At 34.1% G+C, this 18,192-nt stretch carries 16 protein-coding genes and 1 riboswitch; of the genes, 2 read left to right on the forward strand and 14 right to left on the reverse strand.

Annotation, left to right across the window (positions count from 1 at the left end; genetic code table 11):
- Positions 1-436 precede the first annotated feature (436 nt).
- The 4 genes from BUB80_RS18305 to BUB80_RS18320 all read right to left on the reverse strand — a co-directional run bounded on the left by BUB80_RS18305 (position 437) and on the right by BUB80_RS18320 (position 3,417).
- Positions 437-1,114 (reverse strand): type 1 glutamine amidotransferase domain-containing protein, encoded by a 678-nt coding sequence (locus tag BUB80_RS18305; protein ID WP_073296022.1) that lies wholly within the window; start codon positions 1,112-1,114, stop codon positions 437-439.
- A 107-nt stretch (positions 1,115-1,221) separates the two neighbouring features.
- Positions 1,222-2,346: an L-dopachrome tautomerase-related protein gene (locus tag BUB80_RS18310; RefSeq protein WP_073296024.1), complete on the reverse strand. Its 1,125-nt coding sequence runs from the start codon at positions 2,344-2,346 to the stop codon at positions 1,222-1,224.
- 30 nt (positions 2,347-2,376) lie between these two features.
- Positions 2,377-2,757 (reverse strand): tautomerase family protein, encoded by a 381-nt coding sequence (locus BUB80_RS18315; RefSeq protein ID WP_073296027.1) that lies wholly within the window; start codon positions 2,755-2,757, stop codon positions 2,377-2,379.
- A 93-nt stretch (positions 2,758-2,850) separates the two neighbouring features.
- A complete protein-coding gene (locus BUB80_RS18320; protein WP_073296029.1) occupies positions 2,851-3,417 on the reverse strand; it encodes a TetR/AcrR family transcriptional regulator in 567 nt (188 codons plus the stop codon).
- A gap of 254 nt (positions 3,418-3,671) precedes the next feature.
- Between BUB80_RS18320 and BUB80_RS18325 the strand changes: the two genes are divergently transcribed.
- Complete coding sequence (locus BUB80_RS18325; RefSeq protein WP_073296031.1) at positions 3,672-4,331, forward strand: FadR/GntR family transcriptional regulator; 660 nt, start codon at positions 3,672-3,674, stop codon at positions 4,329-4,331.
- Between the two features lie 70 nt (positions 4,332-4,401).
- Positions 4,402-5,613, forward strand: a complete 1,212-nt coding sequence (locus BUB80_RS18330; RefSeq protein WP_073296034.1) for an MFS transporter — start codon at positions 4,402-4,404, stop codon at positions 5,611-5,613.
- A gap of 91 nt (positions 5,614-5,704) precedes the next feature.
- Here the strand turns inward: BUB80_RS18330 and BUB80_RS18335 are convergent, their stop codons facing one another.
- The 10 genes from BUB80_RS18335 to BUB80_RS18380 all read right to left on the reverse strand — a co-directional run bounded on the left by BUB80_RS18335 (position 5,705) and on the right by BUB80_RS18380 (position 18,111).
- Entirely contained in the window at positions 5,705-6,568 is an 864-nt protein-coding gene (locus BUB80_RS18335) for a YXWGXW repeat-containing protein (protein ID WP_073296037.1), read from the reverse strand.
- 157 nt (positions 6,569-6,725) lie between these two features.
- Positions 6,726-8,990, reverse strand: coding sequence for a DUF5074 domain-containing protein (locus BUB80_RS18340; RefSeq protein WP_073296040.1), 2,265 nt, complete (start codon positions 8,988-8,990; stop codon positions 6,726-6,728).
- A 31-nt stretch (positions 8,991-9,021) separates the two neighbouring features.
- Complete coding sequence (locus BUB80_RS18345; RefSeq protein ID WP_073296043.1) at positions 9,022-10,233, reverse strand: cell surface protein; 1,212 nt, start codon at positions 10,231-10,233, stop codon at positions 9,022-9,024.
- A gap of 14 nt (positions 10,234-10,247) precedes the next feature.
- Positions 10,248-11,381: a YncE family protein gene (locus tag BUB80_RS18350; protein WP_073296046.1), complete on the reverse strand. Its 1,134-nt coding sequence runs from the start codon at positions 11,379-11,381 to the stop codon at positions 10,248-10,250.
- Positions 11,378-13,408 carry a TonB-dependent receptor plug domain-containing protein gene (locus BUB80_RS18355; RefSeq protein WP_073296048.1) on the reverse strand — a complete coding sequence of 677 codons (2,031 nt, stop codon included), beginning with the start codon at positions 13,406-13,408 and terminating at the stop codon, positions 11,378-11,380. The genes BUB80_RS18350 and BUB80_RS18355 overlap by 4 nt, the downstream gene beginning before the upstream one ends.
- Before the next feature lie 109 nt (positions 13,409-13,517).
- A riboswitch (cobalamin riboswitch) is annotated at positions 13,518-13,703 on the reverse strand.
- Positions 13,704-13,801: 98 nt separating this feature from the next.
- The gene (locus BUB80_RS18360; protein WP_073296051.1) at positions 13,802-14,743 is read right to left on the reverse strand and encodes a transporter; all 942 of its coding nucleotides are present in this window, start codon (positions 14,741-14,743) and stop codon (positions 13,802-13,804) included.
- 2 nt (positions 14,744-14,745) lie between these two features.
- Entirely contained in the window at positions 14,746-15,789 is a 1,044-nt protein-coding gene (locus BUB80_RS18365) for a cytochrome-c peroxidase (protein WP_073296054.1), read from the reverse strand.
- Positions 15,782-16,612 carry an MbnP family protein gene (locus BUB80_RS18370; RefSeq protein WP_073296130.1) on the reverse strand — a complete coding sequence of 277 codons (831 nt, stop codon included), beginning with the start codon at positions 16,610-16,612 and terminating at the stop codon, positions 15,782-15,784. Before BUB80_RS18370 ends, BUB80_RS18365 begins: the two co-directional genes overlap by 8 nt.
- Before the next feature lie 452 nt (positions 16,613-17,064).
- Complete coding sequence (locus BUB80_RS18375) at positions 17,065-17,433, reverse strand: hypothetical protein (RefSeq protein WP_083547264.1); 369 nt, start codon at positions 17,431-17,433, stop codon at positions 17,065-17,067.
- Positions 17,434-17,436: 3 nt separating this feature from the next.
- Positions 17,437-18,111, reverse strand: coding sequence for a superoxide dismutase (locus tag BUB80_RS18380; protein ID WP_073296059.1), 675 nt, complete (start codon positions 18,109-18,111; stop codon positions 17,437-17,439).
- Positions 18,112-18,192 lie beyond the last annotated feature (81 nt).

Genomic DNA, 18,192 nt, shown 5'->3' on the forward strand with positions numbered 1-18,192 from the left:
ATGTAGAATTTGGTTTTCTTCTTCAAATTTTACAATCTCAAAATATTCAATCAACAGTTCAGGTAAAAATAATTTAAGCAGTTCGGCATCATTTAGCATTATACAAAAATAGCATTTTTTATTTTCTCCCCAACTTTTGAGACTGATCCAAAAACGATTTATCTCGCACACCTCTAAGTTGTAATCTGAAGTTTTTTATTTTGGCATTGAAAGATCCAGACATAGTTTTTCTAAATAATTCAAGATATCTCTATCTTACATATTAAAAAATTGAAACTCTTAATTAGATGATAGGATGTTACTTTTAAAATAAAAAAAGCACATCGAAATGCGCTTTAATTTAATCTGGAAACATTTATATACCACTGAATGTGCTTCCATATTCAAATGGTCAGTAAATAGGTCTTGATAAAAAAGCCTCAACCATAATTTTTGTTTACTTATATTTTAATAATTTAACTATTTCTTGAGATACTCCTTTTGCTGATTCTGGATTTTGTCCGGTAATGAAGTTACCATCAGTGATCACATTTTCTTCCCAAAGGGCAGCATGAGATAATATTCCTCCATGAGCAGCTAGCTCATCTGCTACAAAAAATGGTACAACTCCTACTCCACCTTCAGCTTCTTCCTCGGCATTACTGAATGAGGCAATCTTTTTACCATGAATCAAATAGCTCCCATCAGATAATTTCACGTTGATAAGTCCGATTGAACCGTGACATACTCCGGCTACAATACCTTTATTTTCCCAAATCTTCCTGGTGATTTCCTGTAGTTCGTGATTATCCTTGAAATCCCATACGGTACCATGCCCACCGATATAATAAATAACATTATACAGATCAATATCTACTTCGCTGGGCTTAAGTGTATGATTAACTTTATATTGAACATCGCTATTATTCAGAAACCAATCATCAGCAGGTTCAAGCTCATTGCCTGTAACAAAAGGAGCAATTCCCCCCTGCGGGCTAACGAAATCTATTTCATAGCCAGCATCACTAATGATTTTTGCTGAAATAGAAGCTTCAGGTAAATAATAACCGGTAGGCTTTCCTGTGCTACCGAACTGGGCATGACTTGTCAATACCAGTAATATTTTTTTTGGCATATTTATAAAATTTAAAGATGAATTAATTTAGAAACTTTACATAATTGGGTTCTCTACCCTCTTATTAACATAGATTATTCTCAACCTATAGGAATCAGTTATATTTATTATTTTATTTTTAATCTGAATACCTTGTATGGTAATTTGGTTAAATTCTGACCGTTATTGAAAAATGGCATTTGATGAATTTGAGAACAAGATATATAGAGATAGCCATCTTCAGAAATACTATAGCTGTCTGGCCAGCTAAGTTTATCGGTATCCTGTACCAAAGTCGTCATTTTATTATCCGGCCTTATTTTTATAATACTGGAATGTTCAAGATCACCCATATAAAGGTTTCCATCCTTGTCGAACTCCATTCCATCTGTTGCTACAAATTTGCCTAGATCTTCAACTTTATCCTCAATTGTTTTTTCTGATATTTTAAAGTTTCGTAGAAGACTTGTATTTATCCTATAAAGATTATTATCGGTAAGTGATTTGTAATAAAGCCAAACTTTATCCGGTGTCAGCGCTATACCATCAGAATTAATCTTTACCTCCCCTTTATCATTTTTCATTTCTTTATTGTTCATTTTGAAATGATAATCGGGATCAGATAAGGTCGAATAATGATTATGAAGTACTAATCTTGATTCACCAGTATTAATATTCAGAATAACAATCCCGCCATTCGCTGAACTGGTCATGTACGCAAAACCGTTTTTATTATCAACCCGAATATCATTGATATAACTATCCCGCCCAGCAACATTTTCCGGAAACCTGTAAATCCTTTTAATTTTATTGCTTTTTAAATCTATCTGAATAAGCTTATTACTTTTCCTATAGACTTCAGAAAGACCAATACCAGCAGCATCAACAACCCACAAATAGCCTTTTTCATCAGCAAATACTGCCTGAACGCAGACAAATTTATTCTGTCCGTCTTCTCCTTTTTTAAAACTATTCCAAGCTGCATCAGGATATGGTTTTGCTTTTCCATCCTTTCCAACTTCTACAACAGAATAGCTATGTTTATCCATCCAGTAAGGATAGTTCACAAACAATCGTCTATCGGGAGATATCGCTACACCCGTCAGCTGGTAAGTACTATCAGCAAATACTTGTTCTAATTTACCTGCACCATTTCTCAGGCTTAATTTTTCTTGCTTATTACTTTCAGGCTTAGATTTCGAACAAGAAACCAAAGCAATGAGAAATAGAAATGCTAGAATATATTTCTTCATTTTGATCAATTAATTATATTAATAAAATATCTAAGCATGCAATATTTCACCCTTTGCAAATGACCAGTTTTCCCAAGCTGTTTCCTGGAAAGAAACAAAAACGTCTTCAGGATTAAATGATAGGTCTTGTAACTTAGTAATCAGAGTTTCCAGAATTTTACGTTTTACTTTGACACTGCGCCCAACCGAAAGTAAGATTTCAATAATTACAAAATTTTCAGTACGACCATTTTCCAGGTTTGGATAATATTTATCGTACAGGAAATTTTCGGGTTCCAAATCTAGAAATCTTTGGAAACGATCTGTAGGTGGTACACCCCCTTCCACGATAGCTGCATGTACAGCTTCGCCTATTTTTTGTTTTTCTTCTGCTGTTCTTCCTTTTAAGGAAGTAATGGTAATAAGTGGCATAATTAAAATTTTAATTGTTATTTATTTAATAATTGAATAGACTAATCTATCTGTTTTTGTGGCAAATTTTTTATCATATCAAAATAAGATATTCTACACTAGCAATTGCTGTACAATCTCTTTAGCGGTTGATAATGCTTCTTTTTGTTTATTAATATTAACGCTGACTGTTGCTCCTTCCATTAACAAATAAATGGTTTCAGAAAGCATATCTGCATTTAATAGTTGTTGTGTAATTTTGATTTGTGATACTAAGCTACTGATATAATTCCTTAGCCTTTCTTTATGATTCCGAACCAGTTGAAATGCTTTTAATTCATCTGCAGAAATTTCTGTGCTTACTTTAACAAAAGGGCAACCACCAAAATGTTCTTCTATCTGACGTGTAATTCTAAAATCAAATATTCCTAGAATTCTTTGTTTTGGATCTTTATGCTTTTTAAGGAAGCTATCCAATTCTTTAAACCAATTTTCATCCTTTCTCTCAACATAGGCATGCAAAAGATCTGTTTTCGATGGAAAATGATTATATAATGAAGCCCTTGCAATTTCTGCCTCAGAAATAATCTGGTTAATCCCTGTGGAATTATACCCTTGTTTAGCAAACAATTGAGATGTAACATCGAGAATTCTTTCACGTACTGCAGATTCTTTGGCCATTTTTAAATAATTATTTTATTCTATTCGGACACCATAAAGGCATCCAATTCTATTAATCTTCAACAAAGGTAAATAAAAAAACAGATAGACCAGTCTACTTATTTAATGTTTTTATATAAAGATTTCTATCAATATTTAAAAAAGCTGAAATAATCAGTATTTCCGTAGAATAAAAATATTTACTTTTCATTAATGAAATTGTAAAATTCTACAATATAAGTCATATCTTTGCATTCATCAGATGATAAGATGATATGTCACACATTCAAAGAAAAACATTAGCACAAGAAGTTGCAGATAGACTGATTGAAGAAATCACCAATGATGAATATACTATTGGTGAAAAGCTCCCGATTGAACCTGAGCTCATGAAAATTTATGGGGTTGGACGCTCCAGCATTCGTGAGGCTATAAAAATATTATCTATTAATGGAATCCTGAGCGTACAACAAGGCGTGGGAACATTTGTGGTTTCTAAAAATATCCAGGAATCTTTAGAAACTCAAATCAGTAAAGCAGAAATTGAGGAAGTACTTGAAGTACGATCACTTTTGGATTCAAAGATTGCCGCAAAAGCAGCGATGAATCATACGAAGAAAGATTTAGAAACCATTAAACTTTATTTAGATCTAAGAGGTAAACTTGCTGAAGAAAACCAAGCGCAGGAATGCTATCTGGCAGATTTAAATTTTCATATAGCAATAGCTGAAGCTTGTGGCAATACACTTTTAAAAGAAATTTATAAAGTAGCAAGCAAGAATATTCTAAAAACTTTTGAGATTAATAACAACAATAACACAGATTCTTTTAAGATCTCACAAAATATACATGCCGATCTTTATAGGAGTATAGAAAAAAGAAATTCAGAAGAAGCATCAATTATCGCTCAAAAAATTGTTGAAAATTTATTTTAAAAAAATTACAGTCAAGTAAAACAACAATCAAATTCATCAGATGACAAGATGAATTTCAAATTACAATTCTATGGAAGACGTACAAACAAAAACAATTGATAACAGTAAAATTGTTTATCCTATTTTATTTATGATCAGTTTCTCGCATTTTTTAAATGACCTGATTCAATCTACCATCCCTTCATTATATCCAATTCTAAAAGGAGAATTCACATTATCTTTTGCTCAAATTGGTATTATTACTTTAGTATTTCAGCTTACGGCATCTATACTACAGCCGTTTGTTGGTATTTATACTGATAAGAAACCAAACCCAAGATCGTTGGCCATCGGAATGGGATTATCAATGGCCGGCCTATTGCTTTTGGCATCTGCTCATGAGTATTATATGATACTAATCTCGGTAGCATTAATCGGTATGGGATCATCGGTTTTTCATCCTGAAGCTTCCCGAGTTGCTCAACTTGCATCTGGTGGACAGAAAGGGCTTGCCCAATCTATTTTTCAGGTAGGAGGAAATTCAGGAAGTGCTATCGGTCCATTATTGGTCGCATTAATAGTTCTTCCGTTAGGTCAGGGGTATGTAGGATTGTTCGCCATTGCGGCATTTATTGGTATTATCCTGCTATGGAGAATCGGAAATTGGTACGCTGAAAGATTATCTATTCAAAAATCTACCAAGCATTCTGATGTAGTAATCAATATTCAGTTGTCAAGAAAAAAGGTATTATTCTCGGTTAGCATTTTGTTAGCTTTGGTATTTTCCAAGTACATCTATCTGGCCTCAATGACGAATTACTTTACATTTTTCCTGATCGATAAATTTCATGTTTCTGTACAAGATTCTCAGTTATATTTATTTATGTTTCTTGCAGCTGTAGCAGTAGGAACAATTTTGGGAGGAAAATTAGGAGATAAATATGGCAGAAAGAAAATTATCTGGGTATCTATTTTAGGAGCTGCTCCGTTTACATTATGTCTTCCTTATCTATCATTGGTATGGACAATTGTATTTGCTGTTCTAATCGGGTTAATTATTGCCTCAGCATTTTCTGCCATCTTAGTATATGCAACAGATCTTATGCCTGATAAAATTGGCTTAGTAGCCGGTTTATTTTTCGGTTTCATGTTCGGAATGGGAGGAATTGGCTCTGCTGTACTAGGGGCTGTTGCAGATGACACCAGTATTGAGTATGTCTTTAAAATCTGTGCATTCTTACCTTTAATTGGTATTATCACCGCATTTTTACCCAATATTCAAGGAACAAAAAAAACAAAATAACTTACATTATTATTGATACAAAAAGCCCTTTACTAATTAGCAAAGGGCTTTTATTATTTTAAATTAGAGAGTCAAATCCTTTTCAAATTACCTATCTTCTTCCTCTACCTCCTTCTCCTCTATTGCCACCTCCCATTTTCATCTCTCTTCCTCGCTCATCAAATCCTTTTCCGCCAAACATATTCATACTATGAATAGCAGGTCTTGGGTTAGTGTTGTGAAATTGTCCCACTTCATTACCCATATTTTTTTCATGCTCCATTTGCTCTCTACTTGCCGGAATACGATTATCATGCATCCCATTCATTTCATCCTTATTGGGTTCGTAACGTACTCCTTGGCCTCCGTTAAAACTCGCACGATTTCCATTATGAGCAAAATCTACTTTATTAATGTATGTATTGTGTATATTCCTGCCTACATGCCAAACCGAAGTATTATACATAAAGCGGCCACCTTCCCATCTTCCACCATAGAAACCGGATCCAAAATATCCAAATCCATAATTAATTCCACCATAATATCCTACCTGTGGACCCCAATATCCAGGATTCCATCCGTAAAAATTATCATAGAAGCCCCAATATCCCGGTGTCCATAATACATTTACTGAGGGTGGTAAAACCCAAACTCCAGGAACCCAATAATAATCATTCGAGTTCCAACCCCAATATCCAGGCGTCCAAAGATAACCCTCTCCAGGACATGGCGGCTGAACATAATCAAGCAAAGCTGGCGGTGCAATTTGTGCTCTTAAAGTGATAGAAGCACCATCTCTATGACCAATATTTTGTCCAAAAACTGATGTAATCCCAAAAAGGAAAATCATAAAAACAACCAACAGTTTTTTCAAATCAAAGGAAAGATTTGTATTAAGCAAATCATTACTTCTGCATGCAATAATAGCTTTCATAAGAAAAGATTTCTCTTGAAAGCTGGATTTGTTTTTTTCCATAAAAAAGCGATTTAAGATTTGGTAAATAGAATACTATGCAATTTAAAAAATAAAAACCAAGAAAACAATACTCTCTGGGTATCAATCAATTAAAAAGCCTCCACCATAATATAATGGCAGAGGCTTCAATCTAATTATAAATTATTATTTAGAATAACTAATTCTTAATAAATTTCTGTTGGTACACTGCTTTATCAGTTACCACTTTTAGAATATACATTCCTTTTGTAAGTGTGCTTACATTGATTTGTCCATTATTGATTGGAGCATTAATCATCTTTCCAGAAAGATCAAAGATCACAGCACTTACAATTTTCTCTTGTGTTTTAATATTTAAAACATCTGATGTAGGATTTGGATAAATACCTAATTCTATTTTTTTAACCTCAGCTGTAGCCAAAGTAGAAGTAGTGCTATTTACTGTAAGCGTTTTATCAATTACTTTACCATTTGAATTAAAGCTTAAAACGATATCTGCAGTTCCTGTCCCTTGAGATGTAAGAACCAATTCGTCATTCAGATTAATCACGGCAGAAAGTATAGCAGTATTGCTGTTAGATTTAATAGACTTAACAATAGCTGATGATAAATTATCTTCATCAGAAATTACTGTTTTCAAATCAATTGTAGTTACCGTATTCACAGACACCTGAGAAGGGAATGTATTGCTTACAACAGGAGCATTAGCATCCGGGAAAACCGCAACTGAAGGGAACCAATAATAATCATTTAGCGTTTTTGTATTGGTTAAAGTTCCTGTATTACTAAATGTATGAATCCAATTTTTCTGAAAGTGTGCTAACCCTCCACTTTCTGTTGTATTTAATATCAATTCATCGGTAACAGGATTAATACGTAAAGCTGCTCCATAAGGAATTTGTCTGAATGTACCCCCTTGTCCTGGAATAGAAGCAAAGGTTTCATTAAATGTTTTAGCCGTTACATCAAATTTTACAATCTGGCTTCCCGCCGAAAAAGCATTGATAGAATTAATCCAATATAATGCGTTCTGCTGATTACTGTAGGTAAGTCTTCCTGCATACCATGCTCCCCAATCTCCAATGTATTTTGTAGTAGGAATAGGATATTCTGTTGTTGCAAAAGTTGTAGGATTAATATTAATAAGCTTCTGCTGCTGAATAGCCCAAACGCTTCCGTCTTTAGCCTGTACTATAGAATAAAAAGATCCCGGAATGGTATTGATTACCGTATGGGTATTAGGATTAATAACCAAAATCCCTCCAGTTTGTGTTACCACAAAAACATATTGAGAAGTACGGATCATATTTCCAATCTGCCCTTTTCCACTGGTTCCGGCAACTAAATTTCCTACTTGCAAATTGTCTATATTGAACAGAACAATTCCTGTACTTCCTCCTATATATCCTGTATGTTCATTCACTCCAAGGAATGATCTTCCATCTCCTGCAGCTCCAATGGTATTAAAACCTGCTATTTTCTGCATGGTCTGAGCATTCGCAATAACTAATCTTCCTCCTGGTGTATATTGATGATCTCCACCGTCAGCAGCTTGCTTTGAAATGAAATAGAATTTATCTCCGTAAATTGTTCCAAATTGGGTAGTTGCTCCAAAAGCCTCATTGTTATTTACATTGCTGTATACACGATAATTAATATTTCCGTTATTATCTATGAAATTTACAGAACCATTGGTATGGCTAAACCAATCTTCATTCACCATAAAATAGCCATTTGTAAAGCTCGTTAAGGGTACATAAGGTGTAACCGGCGTCATGGTAGAAGAAATTGGGGAATCATTAAATGATACATTAAAATTCCAAACATCCCAAGAACCATTTTCTAATGCTCTTGTACTTGCTCCTACTGATGAAAACCCGAAATCCTGATCGGCCGGATCTTTTGTCCAATATGACCAGAATCCATTGGTTGTCCATCCTGAAGACCAGTGATCAGCTGCATCTATTGCAGTGTATTGATCAAAATCATAAGATGTAGAGTTTATAATTCCGTTTACTGGATAAAGAGGGTAAGTAAGGTTTCCTGAGTTGTAAAGTCCATTTGAATTTACCCCATTTAGATCGAAACCAAGACCTCCAACTGCTGTTCCGAACTGTGTTCCCTGATATAGCAAAGAGAAAAATCTATGATCTGCTTTTGCAATAGCTTTCAACATATCTTCACCTGTTGCATTTCCGTTCCATCTGAATCCCCAAACTAATGCATCAGGATTTTTTCCGTCATTCCATTGCACTACAAAAGCAGCTTCGTTTGTTCCTGTTCCTACCCAATATTGTACATCAGCAAACGTTAACGCTGTGTTCGTTTGATTTTGGGTATTAAGGTTTTGAATATCATTTCGGGGTACTCCCTGTACTTTTACCTGCGCATTCGTAATAAATGCAAACAGCAAAAGCATTGTAAAAAGATAAAACTTTTTCATTTTTATTTAATTTTAAAAGTATTGTTGAATTTTATTTAAGATGTAAATCGTAAGCTCCCGCTACTTCTGTGGAAACCTCCCCTAGCCATCCTGCTTCCTGATTAACTCCTGTATAAACTTTTATAAAATCTATTCCAGGTAGTTTTACATAATTACCGTTTTTATCAACCGCCCAAGAGATATCGATATTGGAAGCTTCATCATTATTGGGTGCATTATCTGCATAGCCAAAAGCATACGACTTTCCTACCCAATAGGTTCCGTTTCCACTTTGGTCATAAAAATTATTCTTTATTTTCGTTCCTGTAAAACTGTAAGAAGGATCTGTAATCCATAAGGGATAATAACTGTTATTCGCATTAAAACTGTTTTTTGTTTTATATCCCGAATTTCCAAGATTATCCTGCCATTTAATATATTCTACATCATATTCCCAAGGTTCATTTCCGGAAACAGGTGGTTTATTTTCATTAGGCTTGAAATAAGTAATGTTATAATTTTTAACGGTCGTATTTTTAAAATATTCACTTCCTGCAATCTCATACCATTCATTATCATCAGGTTTTCCGTTTTTATTTTTATCATAAGCCACCAAAATAATTCCCGGTTCACATGATCCCGAGCGATTTTCAATAGCCTCACTTGCCCAAAATGCATTTCCAAGGATTTTGAAATCATTACCCTTCAAGTTTGGAATCGTATGATCAAAACCAACCACAACATAACCACCATACCCTCCTAATGAAACAGGAAAGCTATTGGACCCCACTAAATAGGACTTTACTTTCTGAAGCATTTGCCCAACTGTATTTCCAGGATCATATTCGGGAATTTCATTCATAAATTGCCCCACAGCAGGACGGTAGTCTAAAACATCTGAGATGTATTTACTGTAAGTTCCCGTTTCATGTTTAACAATTATTGAAGAATTATAGGTTTGTACAGTTCCGTTATTCTCAATTTTTAATTGTAATGGATACGTTTTTATAACCGGACTGATAAAATCTAGTTCCGAATTTTCAGAAATAATAGAATCATTAATACTCCATGTTACTTTTCCATTAATCTTTGGAGCAATGTTTAAAACTTTGAAACGATCAACAGTATATGCTTCTTTCAAACCTTCAAAAGAAGAGTTATCATTATTTACCTCTTCATCATGTTCACTTTTACAACCTATAACTCCTATAAGAAGAAAAGCAAACCATACAGTTCTTACAATTTTAAAAGTATTTCTTTCCATATTTTGAGTTCAATTTATTTATATAAAAAAGCAAAATGAGCAGGGATATTCCCGCCTTCGGTTTTCCATTTGAATTGACCATTCTTGTCAAAACAGTATACAAATCCTGTAGCCACATAATTTCTGGCATCGGTAATATAAATATCTTCTGTAATTGGATTTACGGCAATTCCATAAGGTGCTTTGATGGCATCTACATATTCCTGAGGAATAATTTTATTGGAAATAACCTGTTCGGTCTTCACATCAATAATTCCAAAAGTTTTGGTATAAGTATGCGTATTGTAATTAAATTCATTTCCGTAATAGTACAATTTGTCATTCACGATAGTCATTCCACTTACCGCGACATGAAAATCTTTTTTCACAATTCCCGTAGCAGCATCTAGCAAAAATAAACTGGAAGGAATGGTATAATAATCTCCTCTAGAACTCACATACAGATCTCCGTAATTATCTTTTTGCAGACGGTGAAGGTTAATGGCAACGTCTATTTTTTTTGTCTCTGTAAAAGTGGTAAGATCAATCACCGAAACTGTTTTATCATAATTGGGAAATTTATATCCTCCGGAGTTAGCTACAAAAAGTTTATTTCCAACGATTGCCATTTCTTCAGGCTGATAGCCAACAACTACTTCTCTCTGGATAGAAAGCGAAGTAGTATCAATTTCTACCACTTTCCCTGGAGGCGAGTTGGGGTCTAAAGAAACAGGACCCGCATAGCTACTTGCGTAAATTTTATTTCCTTTAAAGCTCAGATAACGGCAATTCTGCAACTGAATCGTTTTTATACGTTTCGCCGTCTTAGCATCCATCACTTCAATCTTATTAGAAACATTAATAACAGCGTATAGCTTACTTCCATAGACCATAATATCATTTCCTACATCTCCTAATTCTTTTACTACATTAGGATTCGTTTCTGCATAGATATTTCTGCGATAAGTTCCCGTTGTATAATCAAAGAAATCTAGGGTAGATTTGTTACTTCCCATATTTCCTTCATTCAACATATAAAAGCCTTTGATTGCTGTATTTTCAGGCTGAGCAAGCGTTTCGCGTTCCTCAGGAACAACTACATCATCAGTTCTGCAAGAGAACAGAAAAAGCAATGTAAAAGCTAATAGATAAAAGTTTATTTTTCTCATAATGTAAAACTTACAATAAGTTTAAAGTTTCTTCCGGGCATCGGATAATTCCTTACCACTTCATAGTTTTGATTAAAAATATTATTGACTTCAAAACTGGTTTTAAATTGATGCGAATTCCATTCAAACCTTCTCTGAATGGAGAGGTCATGCGTATACCAAGGTTGGATATAATTGTATTGAATATTATTTAGCTGGCCATCGTAGCGTTCTCCTACATACATACAGCTATAATTAAAACTCCAATTATGATAATCTGCCATCATCGTAAAAGTTCCGGCATTCCAAGGGATATAAGGAATTTGATCTCCATAATAAGATTCACTAGGATCAGTAAAATCCCGAGCACTTTGATAGGTATAACTTAACAAAGGTTTCAATTTTACCTCTCCAAAATTTATTTCTGCCTGAAGGTTTATATCAGCACCTATAATTTTTACATTGCCTAGATTAGTCATTGTCCATCGGAAAAGATTAGCAGTGGGCATTGCTACAATTTTATTTTCCACAACATTATAATAACCATCTACTTTTAAATAAAGTTTGCTGAAATTTTGATTGGTATAAAGTTTTTGGTAGGTAAAACCAAGATCATATTGATTGGTGAATTCTGGTTTTAAGAAAGTATTTCCAATCATTGAATAATACAAATCATTGAAAGTAGGCATTCTGAAAATTCTTTTATAAAAAGCCCTAATCGTAAAATCATTAGATTGAAATGGCTGGTAGCTTGCAAAGACAGAAGGTGTCCACTCAGTTTTATCCGGAGATTTTGAATTGTTCTCAACATTCTCATGAATAAATGTTCCTAACACACTCCCAAGAATCTTAAAACGGTTCCATTGATATGTTGTTGCAAAAGCAACTAATGAAGTATAGCGAGTAGGATAAGAAAAATCAACCAAATTAGCGTCTAGATTATTATACTGAAAATCCATGCTTGCACTGACATCCCAATTCGGAGTAATTGAATATAAATTGGATGAAGAAAGATATAATTCTCGTTGGATATAGGTATTATCAATTCTCAACGCAGTACTTTCAACATTCAAAGTATCCATATATCTTGTATAATCATACGCGAATTTTGCCTTAAACTGAGTTTCGAATTTTGGAAATAACTTCTTTTTAAACTGCCCCTGAATAAAATAATTTTCATCTTTTAATCTTGAACCTCGCGGTATAAAACCGTTATTAACAATTGCTGCAGGAATTCCTCGATTAGACAAATATCCATACCCTCTTACGTTCCAATTACCATCATTCAAAGTTCCATTAACACTGGTCTCAAAACGTTTTGCCGTAACATCAGAATCATATCTTTTAGCAATGGTATCATAAGCTGTTGAACCATCAGGCATTTTTTTACCTGCTCTGAATTTATAAATTCCATCAGTTTGTAAATATTCAGAACTAAGGCTTGCTGAAATTTTATCTGAAATCTTTTGCTCTAAACGAAATGAAGGATTGAAAAGTTGAATTGAAGAACTTTTAGTCCTTAGAATGACATTTGTTTTTCTTCCATTTTTGAAAGCAGGAGTTTTAGCCTGCATATAAATAGATCCGGATGACCCGAAATCCTTAGCCGGCTGAAAAATTTCACTTTTTTGTCCGTTATACAATGAAATTTCCTCAATATCGTCTAATGAAAATTTACCTAAATCAACTACGCCATTTTGTGCATTCCCCAGCTGAATTCCATCATAAAATACACCAACGTGCTGGCTACCCATGCTTCGGATATTGACCGTTTTTAATCCTCCAATCCCTCCATAATCCTTAATCTGAACGCCTGAAAAATAACGTAACGCATCTGCAACTGATTGGCTATTGAGCCTTTCTAATTGTTCCCCAGAAAGGGTTTGAGCCGAAACAATTTCTTTAAAATTCTTTTTGTAAATAGTGACAGGAACAATGTGTTGCTCTTTAAGAGTATCTCTTTTTGTTTGAGAGCATAAGAGTTGAGCCGTTAGCCCAACGAATATGACAATAACTTTATGAAGTCCAGAAGTAAATTTTGATACCATTAGCTCTTTGAAAATAATAACGCTAATGGATATAAGAAAGCAGCAACGAAAAGCACAGCTGTAGCTGCACAGAATCATTGATGTCCTAAGCTTTATTCCACGAAAGCGTCAAACGTTAAATCTTCTGGCAGGTCTTCTGACTTACTCCATTTTTGAAATCCTTCCCATTAAAAAAACAGTGGATCTAATTTTCAAAAACTTTTTTGTGGAGCTTACAGCAGCGGGTCTGTTCCGGATTTACACCGAATTCCCTTTTAAGCGCTTTTTAGGGCTCACCAGATTTCGGCAAAGATAGAAAATTATCGGCAGATACAATACACCGTTTAATAAAATGATAATCAGTTAAATAACAAAAATATCCCGTTAAAAAAATAACGGGATACAATAATTATGTTAAATTCCAAAATTGATAAAAACACTCAATCGGGATTTCGCTTCAATATCTCCTCCTGCTAAATTAGAATAAGCGGGAAGCATTACCTCACTTCCCAAACTAAACTTTTTATAAGAGGCTTCAAAGCCTAATTTTCCATACAAAGCACTTCCTGCGGTATTGGGTAAATCTTCACGAAACTGCTTATTTCGATCATATACTTCTCCCTGCATTCCTACTTTTCCTGAAAAAATAACTTTTTCATTGGCAATAAGTTGATAGAATCCGGTGACAGAATAATTCCATTGGTTTCCGAAATCATAATGTTTTTTGTTCTCTGTTTTAATAGTATAATCTGTGTTTAAAAGAACAGCAACTTTATTTTTCTGAAATTTATAATTCAAAACCATCTGGTAATCCCAACTTCCGGTTCCTAACTGAAAACTCGGGTTCACCCCCGTGATTCCTTTCTCATCAAACTTTCCTAAGGGAACTTTCACTCCAACCCCTCCATTTAATTGATGAATATTATCTTTTGAATTGATCAACTGATAGATCCCCATCACGTTCAAATCACCAATTCCGTTGATCTTAATATCGCCCTGCATTGTTTTCTTTTCATGAAAATGAAATGGCAAACTTGCATACACACTTAGCTTTTTAGTTAAAGGAATCTTTCCCCAAAGCTGAATGGTATTGAAATATTGATCTTGCGTTAAATCCTTTACAAATAGATTTTCTTTTGCTTTATAATGCTGCGCAAAATATTTAATTCCTATAAATTGTGGATTCAATAAAGACTCAAAACCAGAAGAACCATTTCCTGCAGCACATCCGCACGCATCACAATCATCAAAAACCATTGCATGAAAATCAGTAGGAATATAAAGACTGTCACCGATTGTTTTCGCCTGAAATAAATTACATAAAATCAAACTTATTATTAATAGTATTCTTTTCATGTTTACTCAGCAAATTTTGGGTTTGAAATGAAGTTTTTATCAGACAATGTTTTTAAAAAGGCAATAATAAACTGCTTCTCCTGATCATTCATCGCAATTCCGACATGACCGTTTTGTTTTAATTGAGGATCAAGATTGGGTTGATCTTCTACATTATCTGAATAGAAATTAAGCACCGCATTTAACGTATAAAACCTTCCATCATGCATATATGGCGCTGTATATTCAATATTCCTTAAACTCGGAACACGGAATTTCATCCAATCATTTTGATCAAGCGTCACCCGATATCGTCCCGCATCTTTGAACTGCGTATTATAATACATTCCTGTATTTCTAAAACTTTCATCTGTAAATAATGCTCCGCTATGGCAGGAAGCACATTTCTGCTGAAATAAATTCATTCCCTGCGTTTCTTCTGAAGTAAAATTTTCTTTTCCCTGTTTAAATCTATCATATTTCGAATCTGCGGAAATCATCGTCGCCATAAATTGTGACAACGCTTTCAACACTCTTTCTCCCGTAATACTTTCATCGCCATAAGCAGACTTAAATAATTTCTTATACTTAGAATCCGCGCTTAATTTTGAAATAACCTCAGGCATCGAACTATCCATTTCATCTTCGTTGGTTATTGGAATTATTGGCTGTTCATTTAAATTATGAATCACTCCGTCCCACATATATCGTTTTAAAAAGGCCATATTCTGAATCGGTGGCGCGTTTCTGATTCCAATTCGATCATCAACACCATGACTTACAGTATGCCCGTGATGGGTAAATGCATTTTCCTGAATATGACAGAAACCACATGAGATGGTATTATTTCGTGAAAGCTTGCCTTCATAGAATAATTTTCGTCCCAACTCTACTCCATTTTTGGTAATCGGATTTCCAGATTGATCGAAAGTCAATTCAGAAAAATAAGAAGGAAACTCTAAATTGTAAGCTTCGTCTTTTTCCAGCGGCTCTATCACCTCATCAGAACACGATGCAATACTTATAAAAGAGAAAAGAATCAATCCCGTTTTTACTATTTTAATCATTGTGAACGTGATCTACTTTAAACATCTTCGTTAAGTTATTGGTTACGCTCACCAAATGCTGACTAGAACCCATCATCATGTCATTGGTAGACGTCAAAGTAAGCGGAGTTTCTCCACTCAAATACTGATTAAGGTCTGCCAAAATATGAATAGAAGGCGTAATGGCATTGGTAACTCTTGCCGTCGTCGGAAGATTCAACGTAACTTCTCGGTAAAGATTAGGGGTGTTATTCGCTCCGGTGTTCCCCATGTTTCCGGTGTGATTCATAAATTCTGTAGTAGGAGAACTTGTTCCATATTTCCCTTCCAGTTTTACAAAAACATAACCTGCTGCCCAAGACCATGACATTCCTTTTTGCTTGGCCTTATTCCAAAATTCTGCCTGCCCGTCTTGTCCCAGCAGATAAGCATTTTGGCTAATTCCCAATCCGAATTTTATTTTTTTATAATTGTTTTTTGGAATTCCATTGAGGTTGAGGTAAATAATTCCAGCCACAGCATCCGCTTGATCCACGATAAAAGCGCCTTTGTCAGGATTATTTTCATTGTATTTAAACTCGTTTCCGTTTTCATCAAATAAACTGATGTTGCTCACTACATATTTTAAAGCAGAAAACTGATGCTTTTGTCCTTGCGAAGACGTTTGAGTGGTTTGATTTAAAACAATATCTCCCAAATTATTAAATCCGTTTTCAAATTTTATCTGAAGATTCCCCGGTGTTTCATTGGTTGAATCGTCGTTGTCATCATTATTTCGACAAGAAGTTAAAGTGAATAAAGTAATAACAATACAGAATAATGATAAAAATTTATAAATTTTCATTGTTGATTTTTTAAGTTGATTTTTTGAAATAGAAATATGAGTTGAATGAAAGAACATTCAATTTTCTCTTACCGCAAAAGACACAAAAGTTTTAACACTGTAGAATTTTAAAGTGAATACTTAACGCTTGAAAAGAACACTCAAGTTTTGAGAAAATCTTTGATTTTCATCTTTTGTGAACTTATTTTACGTAGGATTTAAACAGAAGCTTTTGTAACTTTTTTGAAAAAAAAATATATCTGAATGAAAGAACATTCAATTTTCTCTAACCGCAAAAGGCACAAAAGCTTTAACACTTTAGAATTTTAAAGTGAATACTTAACGCTTGAAAAGAACACTCAAGTTTTGAGAAAATCTTTGATTTTCATCTTATGTGTGAACTTATTTTACGTAAGATTTAAACAGAAGCTTTTGTAACTTTTGTGGTTAAAATAAGATTTGAAAAAATTAACTTAAAAAACCGGTGGTCTGAAAATAGAGGGTAAAAACAGAAAAGAATAGTCTGCTTTGTAGGAAAATTTGAAATCAAAAAGAGATATTTTCTCTGTGTTTTGAATTTCTGCAATGTCAGGAAGAATATAAATATCCAATAATTTCTGTCCTGAATTTTTTGTTTTGTTTAAAGGTGAAGAATCGGTATCATTTGTTTTTGCAAGCTCTTTGCTCAGGTAACATTTTCCGTTACAGTGAAGCTCGGGTTTGCTTTTGTTGATACATAAAACATTCGATATATAATCATAATTTACAGCATACTCCACCAATGGTACCAGAGGTCTGAATACCACAAATAAAGTGAGAAATATGCTGCAAATTAAGTTCATGAATTATTTCTTGCTTATTGCATCTTCATATCTTTGGCTTACTGATTTCCAGTTAAGCACATTCCAGATCGCGGTAAGATAATCTGCTCTTTTGTTTTGATATTTCAAATAATAAGCGTGCTCCCAAACATCAATTCCTAAAATTGGAGTTCCTTTTTCCTCTACAACATCCATTAAAGGATTATCCTGATTTGGTGTTGATGAAACGAATAATTTTCCGTTTTTATCTACAGAAAGCCAAGCCCATCCAGAACCAAAACGGTCTGCTCCAGCTTTAGCAATTTTTTCTTTGAAAGCATCCATGCTTCCGAAACTTTCAGTAATTGCTTTAGCTAATTTTGCTGAAGGCTGTGTATTTTTTTCAGGGGTAAGCATTGTCCAGAAAAGCTCGTGGTTGTAATGTCCACCCGCATTATTTCTTACAGCAGGAGTAGATTTCGAAGCTTGAGAAAGAATCTGAAATAAGGTTTGCTTTTCCTGTGGAGTTCCCGCAATGGCTTTATTCAAATTAGCCACATACGCTGCAGCATGTTTTGAATAATGAATCTCCATTGTCTGAGCATCGATAGAACCTTCCAACGCATTGTATGCATACGGTAAAGGCGTCTGTTTAAACTGTGCAAACGCAAACTGCGCCGCAAAAACTGCACTTAGAGCAGCTATTTTCATAATCTTCATAACGTTTTGTTTTTGTGGTTAAACAATATTATCTTTTGAGATGGAAGTTACTAAGTATTAATTACTTCAATCTTTTTACTT

Source organism: Chryseobacterium polytrichastri, from assembly GCF_900142445.1.
Taxonomy (GTDB): domain Bacteria; phylum Bacteroidota; class Bacteroidia; order Flavobacteriales; family Weeksellaceae; genus Chryseobacterium; species Chryseobacterium polytrichastri.

Bases quoted from the DNA above. Each gene is read 5' to 3' on its own strand.
- BUB80_RS18305 (WP_073296022.1), bottom strand. From the start codon at position 1,114: ATGCCAAAAAAAATATTACTGGTATTGACAAGTCATGCCCAGTTCGGT.
- BUB80_RS18310 (WP_073296024.1), bottom strand. From the start codon at position 2,346: ATGAAGAAATATATTCTAGCATTTCTATTTCTCATTGCTTTGGTTTCT.
- BUB80_RS18315 (WP_073296027.1), bottom strand. From the start codon at position 2,757: ATGCCACTTATTACCATTACTTCCTTAAAAGGAAGAACAGCAGAAGAA.
- BUB80_RS18320 (WP_073296029.1), bottom strand. From the start codon at position 3,417: ATGGCCAAAGAATCTGCAGTACGTGAAAGAATTCTCGATGTTACATCT.
- BUB80_RS18325 (WP_073296031.1), top strand. From the start codon at position 3,672: ATGTCACACATTCAAAGAAAAACATTAGCACAAGAAGTTGCAGATAGA.
- BUB80_RS18330 (WP_073296034.1), top strand. From the start codon at position 4,402: ATGGAAGACGTACAAACAAAAACAATTGATAACAGTAAAATTGTTTAT.
- BUB80_RS18335 (WP_073296037.1), bottom strand. From the start codon at position 6,568: ATGGAAAAAAACAAATCCAGCTTTCAAGAGAAATCTTTTCTTATGAAA.
- BUB80_RS18340 (WP_073296040.1), bottom strand. From the start codon at position 8,990: ATGAAAAAGTTTTATCTTTTTACAATGCTTTTGCTGTTTGCATTTATT.
- BUB80_RS18345 (WP_073296043.1), bottom strand. From the start codon at position 10,233: ATGGAAAGAAATACTTTTAAAATTGTAAGAACTGTATGGTTTGCTTTT.
- BUB80_RS18350 (WP_073296046.1), bottom strand. From the start codon at position 11,381: ATGAGAAAAATAAACTTTTATCTATTAGCTTTTACATTGCTTTTTCTG.
- BUB80_RS18355 (WP_073296048.1), bottom strand. From the start codon at position 13,408: ATGGTATCAAAATTTACTTCTGGACTTCATAAAGTTATTGTCATATTC.
- BUB80_RS18360 (WP_073296051.1), bottom strand. From the start codon at position 14,743: ATGAAAAGAATACTATTAATAATAAGTTTGATTTTATGTAATTTATTT.
- BUB80_RS18365 (WP_073296054.1), bottom strand. From the start codon at position 15,789: ATGATTAAAATAGTAAAAACGGGATTGATTCTTTTCTCTTTTATAAGT.
- BUB80_RS18370 (WP_073296130.1), bottom strand. From the start codon at position 16,612: ATGAAAATTTATAAATTTTTATCATTATTCTGTATTGTTATTACTTTA.
- BUB80_RS18375 (WP_083547264.1), bottom strand. From the start codon at position 17,433: ATGAACTTAATTTGCAGCATATTTCTCACTTTATTTGTGGTATTCAGA.
- BUB80_RS18380 (WP_073296059.1), bottom strand. From the start codon at position 18,111: ATGAAGATTATGAAAATAGCTGCTCTAAGTGCAGTTTTTGCGGCGCAG.